Source organism: Oceanicella sp. SM1341, from assembly GCF_003448965.1.
GTDB lineage: Bacteria > Pseudomonadota > Alphaproteobacteria > Rhodobacterales > Rhodobacteraceae > Paroceanicella.
The window spans coordinates 113,883-120,330 of sequence record NZ_QRGC01000016.1; the positions used below are offsets into that span (position 1 = coordinate 113,883).

Here is a 6,448-nt window from a genome sequence, read left to right on the forward strand (position 1 = left end):
GTGAAGCCTGCCCGCCGGGGCGGGGGGTGTCGACGTCCGCCGGCGCCGTGGCGGGGGTGCGCGGCGCCGCAGGTGGCGCTAGGCTGCCGCCCGCGCCTCGTACCCCGAAGCTATGTCACGCGTGCGGCGGTGCGGCAACGCCCTTGGCAGGAGAGATCGCCCATGCCCCGCACACCGCCTGCCCGGCCCGCGCTCACGCTCTGGGGCGCGGGAAGCCTCGCGGAGGTGCTGGGCGGGCTCGCCCGCCTCCATGCCGCGCGCAGCGGACAACCGGTGGAGACCCGCTTCGGCCCCTCCGGCACGCTGCGCGCCGCCATCGAGGCCGGTGCGGCGCCGGATGTCTTCGCCGCCGCCGACATGGGCCATCCGGAGGCGCTGGCGCGGGCGGGGCGCGCGCATCCGCCGCGGCAATTCGCCGGCAACGCCCTGGTGGCACTGGTGCAGCCCGGCCTCGCACCCGCGCTCGAGACCGCGGATGCGCGGGGCTTCGTGGAGCTGCTGCTCGCGCCGTCCGTCCGGCTTGCCACCTCGCTGCCCGGTGCGGACCCCTCGGGGGACTACGCGCAGGCCTGCTTCGCGCGGGCCGAAGCGCTGATCCCGGGGGCGGAGGCCGCGCTCACGGCCCGGGCGCTGCGCCTCGCGGGCGGGCCCGGCGCGCCCCGCGCGCCGCAGGGGGCGAATCACTACGGCTGGGTGATGGCACGGGGACTGGCCGACATCTTCCTCACCTATCGCTCCAACGCGCGGCTTGCCCTGGCGGACGAGCCCGCGCTGCGGGCCGTCGCCCTGCCCGGGGTGCTGCATGTCGACGCCCGGTTCGGCCTGTGCCGCCTGCGCGGCGCGAGACCCGGCGCCGCCGCACTGGAGCGTTTCCTGCTCGGGGCGGAAGCCGCCGCAACCCTTCGTGCGGCAGGCTTTCGTACCACTTGATTAATTGGTCATTTTTCAACAAGCTCGCGATTACAAGACGCCAACATCCTCCCCGTCCGGCAATTCCTGCCCGGATCTTCCTCCAAGATGTACCGGCCTTCGCCGGAAGAGATTAACAATGAAAAACGTAGTCGCAGTTTCTGTGGACGACCTGTTCAACTTTGTCCGCTTCCGTGAGGCGTTCGGTGTCGAGATCAGCACCCCGAACCTGGACCGGCTGCTCGACATGGGCACGTATTTCGATTCCGCCTATGCCAGCACGCCGGTGTGCAACCCCAGCCGGGCGACCGTGCTCACCGGCCAGTCGGTGTTCGAGACCGGCATCTACGAGAACGTGGAGAGCTGGGAGCGTTTCCTCTCGCCGCAGGACACCCTGCCCGCCGCCTTCCACCGCGCGGGATACGAGACGGCGGCGGTGGGCAAGAACTTCCACTCCCCCAACATTTCCGCGGGCTACGCGCAGGGCGTGATCGACGAGAACCTCCGCGCCAACGGCCTGATGCACGAGAAGTTCGGCCTGCCCTTCGGCACCGGCCCGGCGCCCGCCGGCGTGACCGACGAGGACTACGTCGATTACGACATGGCCACCAAGGCCGCCGCGCTGCTCGACGGGGTGAAGGCGGGGGGCGACCCGCTGTTCCTGATGGCGGGGCTCTTCCACCCGCACGCGCCCTTCAACGCGCCGCAGGAATACTTCGACCTCTACCCGCTCGAGGATATAAAAATCCCCGGCACCACGGCCGCGCGCGACCTCGATCTCCCCGATTTCGCCAAGCAGTTCATGCCGGACATGGGCCCGCTCTTCGACGGCATGGTGGAGCAGACCGTGCAGGCCTATCTCGCCGGCATCTCCTATTCCGACGCCATGCTGGGCATCATCCTCGACGCGATGGACCGCAACCAGCTCTGGGGCAACACCACGCTCGTGCTGTGGAGCGACCACGGATACCAGATGGGCGACCGCGACCTGTGGCACAAGTTCACCCTGTGGGAGGAGGCGGGCAACGCGCCGCTCATCATCGTCGACCCCGACCAGGCCGAGCCCGGACGCGTGGTCACCACCCCCGTGGGCCTCAACCAGGTCTTCCCCACCCTCACCGACCTCGCAGGCATCAACACGCCGGCAAGCGTCTCCACCCGCAGCCTCGCCGGGCTGTTGTCGGATGATTTCGGCACCTACGTGCCCCAGCCGGTGCTCACCTACATCTACGGCTCGATCTCGATGCGCTCGGAGCAGTTCCGGCTCATCCGCTACGAGGACGGCAGCCTCGAGCTCTACAATCTCGAGCGCGACCCGCACCAGACCGTGAACCTCGCCGCCCTCCACAGCGCCGGCGCCATCGCCCGCACCGAGGCCGAGCTTGCCCGGCTCGAGCGCGTGGCCGGCGCCGAGGGCGTGAGCTTCCACGAGGGCAGGCTCGCGCTGCCCAACGGCGGCGGAGACGATCATCTCGTCGCCGGCAACGACGTGGCGCGCATCGCCGGCGGCTGGGGTGACGACACCTATTTCGTCGACCGCAGCACCCTGATCACCGAGAACGCCGGCTACGGCGAGGACACGATCGTGCTGCGCGACGACGTGCGCCCGCAGGCCAACCAGCTCCACTACTACATGGCCGCGCATGTGGAGAACCTGACCCTCGGACTGGTGACGGCCGACATCACCATCCACGCGAACAACTACGCGAACCGGATCGTGACGAAGAACGATTCCATCGTCGTCTACGGCGAGGGCGGGGAAGACGAGATCACCACCGGCCGCGGCGACGACCGGGTGTTCGGCGGCACGCACAACGATTTCATCGACGCCGACCAGGGCAATGACCGGCTGTTCGGCGGTGCCGGCGCAGACCTGCTCGACGGCGGGCGGGGCAACGACTTCCTGTTCTCCGAGACCGGGCGCGACCGGCTCACCGGCGGCTTCGGAGCCGACACTTTCGTCTTCACCCCCGGCGTCGGCCAGGACAACGACGTGATCGCCAATTTCTCCGGCCCGCAGGACTGGACGCCCGACAGCCGGGATTTCGACGTGGCGGAGGACCGGCTGGTGTTCCGCGACTTCCACTTCCGCAACAAGGCCGAGCTGCGCGCCGCCTTCCACGACACGGCCGACGGGGTGATGTTCGCCGCCGAAGGCAAGACGGTGCTGATCTACGGGGTGAAGAAGGCCGAGCTCACCGCGCGCAACATGGTGCTTCAGGTCACCGATGACGACGGGCTGGTGCACGCGCTCACCGGCGCCCTGCACGTCGACACCGACACCGGCTTCGGCTGAACCCGGCCGGCGCGGGCGCGCGCGGCCCGGCCGGCGCCGCCTCGCCACGCCCGGGGGCACCCTCCGCTGATCTCGTCACCCCCCTTGCCCGTTCCGGCGCGCCGGAGGAGATTGCTGCATTGGCGCCGTGCCCCGCCGGGCGGCAGGCAGGCGCCGGCCCCGCCCGCGCCTTGCGCGAGCGGGGCCGCGCGATGCAGTGAAAGTGAGACAGACATGACCGACCCGTTCTTCCTCCCCGTCTCCGGCTTCGAGATGCCGCGCTTCGCGGGGCCCGCGAGCTTCATGCGCCTGCCGGTGCTGGGCCCCGACCACCCGCGCCTGCCCGAGGTCGAGATCGGGCTCATCGGCGTGCCCTGGGACTCGGGCACCACCAACCGCCCCGGCCCGCGCCACGGCCCCCGCCAGATGCGCGACCTCTCCACCATGATCCGGGCCGAGAACGGCGGCACCCGCATCCGCCCCTTCGAGGCCGCCACCTGCGCTGACCTCGGCGACGTGGTGATCAACCCCTCCGACATTCAGGACAGCATGTCCCGCATCACCGAGTTCTACGCGGGCGTGATCGGCCGGGGCACCCGCCCGCTCACCGCGGGGGGCGACCATCTCACCTCGCTGCCCGTGCTGCGCGCGGTGGCGGCGAAGGGCCCGGTCGGCATGATCCATTTCGACAGCCACACCGACCTGTTCCACTCCTATTTCGGCGGCACGATGTACACCCACGGCACCCCGTTCCGCCGCGCGGTGGAGGAAGGGCTGCTCGAGCCTGGCCGCGTCTGCCAGATCGGCATCCGCGGCTCGACCTATGACCGCGAGGACCGCGACTTCGCCGCCTCCGTGGGCATCCGCATCATCGAGATCGAGGAGTTCCATGCCCGCGGCGTCGACGACGTGATGGCCGAGGCGCGCGAGATCGCGGGCTCCGGCCCCACCTATGTCTCCTACGACATCGACTTCATCGACCCCGCCTTCGCGCCCGGCACCGGCACGCCGGAGGTGGGCGGCCCCACCTCCTGGCAGGCGCTGCAGGTGGTGCGCGCGCTCACCGGCGTGAACATCGTGGGCGCCGACGTGGTCGAGGTCTCGCCGCCCTTCGACGCATCCGGTGCCACCGCCTATCTCGGCGTGCAGGTGATGTTCGAACTCCTGTGCATGATGGTGCAGACCGAGCGCTGAGGCCTGTTCCGCATCTCGGAACGCCGGGGCTCAGCCGAGCCCGGGGTCGATCGGCACCACCATGCGGCCACGTGCCTTGCCCTCCAGCATGCCCGGCGCGAAGCCGATCACCTCGGCGAGCGGCAACTCGCCTGTGAGGCTGTCGAGCCGCTCCATGTCGAGCGTCTCCGCCATGCGGGCCCAGGCCTCCAGCCGCACGGGCAGCGGGCACATCACGCTCTCGATGCCGGTGAGCGTGACGCCGCGCAGGATGAAGGGCGCCACGGTGGCCGGCAGCTCCATGCCGGCGGCGAGGCCGCAGGCCGCCACCGTGCCGCCGTAGCGGGTCTCGGCCAGCACGTTTGCGAGCACGTGGCCGCCGGCCACGTCCACCGCCGCGGCCCAGCGTTCCTTCGCCAGCGGCCGGCCGGGCCCGGCGTGGCCCTCGCGCGGCACGATGGCGGAGGCGCCGAGCGCCTCGAGGAAGGGCGCCTCCTCCGGCCGGCCGGTCATCGCGTGCACCTCGTGGCCCAGGGCTGCGAGGAGCGTCACCGCCACGCTGCCCACGCCCCCGGCGGCCCCGGTCACCAGCACCGGGCCCGCGCCGGGGGTGAGGCCCTGCCGCTCCAGCGCCATCACCGCGAGCATGGCGGTGTAGCCCGCCGTGCCGATGGCCATGGCGCGGCGCAGGCTGATGGCCCCGGGCAGCGGCACCAGCCAGCCCGCCTGCACCCGCGCCATGCCGGCGAGCCCGCCCCAGTGCCGCTCGCCCAGGCCCCAGCCGTTGAGCACCACCCGGTCACCGGGGGCGAAATCCGGGCTGTCGGAGGCCTCCACCACGCCGGAAAAGTCGATCCCCGGCACCAGCGGGAAGCTGCGCACCACCGGCGAGGCGCCGGTGATGGCGAGCGCGTCCTTGTAGTTCATCGTCGAGTACGCCACGCGCACGGTCACCTCGCCCTCGGGCAGCTGCGCGGGCTCCAGCCGGGTGAGGGCGGCATGGCTGCGCCCCTCCTCGTCACGGTCGATCAGGATGGCGTCGAACATTCCGGGCTCCTTCTTGCAGGGGGGCGCAGGCCGTCGAGAAACCCGTCGGCGAAGCGGGTGAGCGGGCCGGGCGCGCGCTCGAGCTTGGCGCGCAGCACCGCCCCTTCCCAGCCGATCCAGAACAGGGCGGCGAGGCTCTCGGGGTCGCGATCGGATGCGATGTCGCCGCGCGCCCGCGCCTCGGCGAGGCAGGCGGCGGTGCGGCGCTCCCAGTCCGCCAGCACGGCGAGGAGGGCGGCGCGGAACGGCTCCGGCAGGCTGCCGATCTCCTGGCCGAGGTTGCCGACGAGGCAGCCCCGCCGGTAGCCGTGCCGGGCCATGCCGGCGCGGGCGTCGGCGGTGAAGTTGCGCAGGCGCTCCAGCGGCGGGGTGTCCGCATCGGTCAGCCAGTGCTCGAGCTTGCCCGCGAACCACGCGCCATAGGCGGCGATCAGCGCCAGGCCGAAGGCCTCCTTGCCGGCGAAATGATGGTAGAAGGCGCCCTTCGGCAGGCCGGCCGCCTGCAGGATCTCGTCCACGCTCACGCCGGTGAAGCCGCGCTCGGTCAGTGCCTCCAGCCCGGCGCGCAGCAGTGCGCGCCGCGTGGCGGAGGCCTCCGGCGCCTGGCGGGGCCGCCCGCGGCGGCGCGGAGCGAGGGATGTACCGGGCTCTGTCATGCCGGAATTATCAGACCGATTCGTCTGTTAATCAAGAGATCCGTGCAAGCCGCCGGAACTTCGTACATTCCGCCCCGGCTGCGCGCCCACACCCCCGGCGGGTTCTCGCCCCTCCGGCGCGGGGGCTGCCCCCGTGTGCCCCGGATCACCGGTCGGCTGCCTCCCGGCGCGGGGCGGTGCGCTCTGTTTCGCTGCGCGCGGCGGTGCGCTCCACCTCGCGGCGCAGGCGGGCGAGATCCGGCGCGGCGCCCGGGCCCGGGGCGAAGAGGACCCGGTCCACCGGGGCCAGCGCGGCGTGGAGCCGGGCCTCGGCCGCCGCGTCTTCGCCGCGCAACAGCATGGCGGCGAGGCGGCGGAAGGCCGGCAGGTCGCCCCGGCGGGCGGCGCG

At 72.0% G+C, this 6,448-nt stretch carries 6 protein-coding genes; 3 read left to right on the forward strand and 3 right to left on the reverse strand.

Translation table 11 applies throughout. The annotated features are described in order from the left end of the window. Window positions 1-162 precede the first annotated feature (162 nt). From D3P35_RS15415 to speB, 3 genes are all read left to right on the forward strand, one after another. Window positions 163-930, forward strand: coding sequence for an extracellular solute-binding protein (locus D3P35_RS15415; protein WP_157982167.1), 768 nt, complete (start codon window positions 163-165; stop codon window positions 928-930). A gap of 118 nt (window positions 931-1,048) precedes the next feature. Continuing rightward, entirely contained in the window at window positions 1,049-3,205 is a 2,157-nt protein-coding gene (locus D3P35_RS15420) for a sulfatase-like hydrolase/transferase (protein WP_118135635.1), read from the forward strand. A 213-nt stretch (window positions 3,206-3,418) separates the two neighbouring features. Further along, window positions 3,419-4,378, forward strand: coding sequence for an agmatinase (gene speB / locus D3P35_RS15425; protein WP_118135636.1), 960 nt, complete (start codon window positions 3,419-3,421; stop codon window positions 4,376-4,378). Between the two features lie 30 nt (window positions 4,379-4,408). Here the strand turns inward: speB and D3P35_RS15430 are convergent, their stop codons facing one another. The 3 genes from D3P35_RS15430 to D3P35_RS15440 form a co-directional block, all read right to left on the reverse strand. Continuing rightward, the gene (locus D3P35_RS15430; RefSeq protein WP_118135637.1) at window positions 4,409-5,404 is read right to left on the reverse strand and encodes an MDR family oxidoreductase; all 996 of its coding nucleotides are present in this window, start codon (window positions 5,402-5,404) and stop codon (window positions 4,409-4,411) included. Further along, window positions 5,386-6,060, reverse strand: a complete 675-nt coding sequence (locus tag D3P35_RS15435) for a TetR/AcrR family transcriptional regulator (RefSeq protein WP_118135638.1) — start codon at window positions 6,058-6,060, stop codon at window positions 5,386-5,388. Before D3P35_RS15435 ends, D3P35_RS15430 begins: the two co-directional genes overlap by 19 nt. Window positions 6,061-6,205: 145 nt before the next feature. Then, window positions 6,206-6,448 (reverse strand): hypothetical protein (locus D3P35_RS15440; RefSeq protein WP_198670640.1); only part of this gene is annotated, 243 nt, incomplete at its 5' end.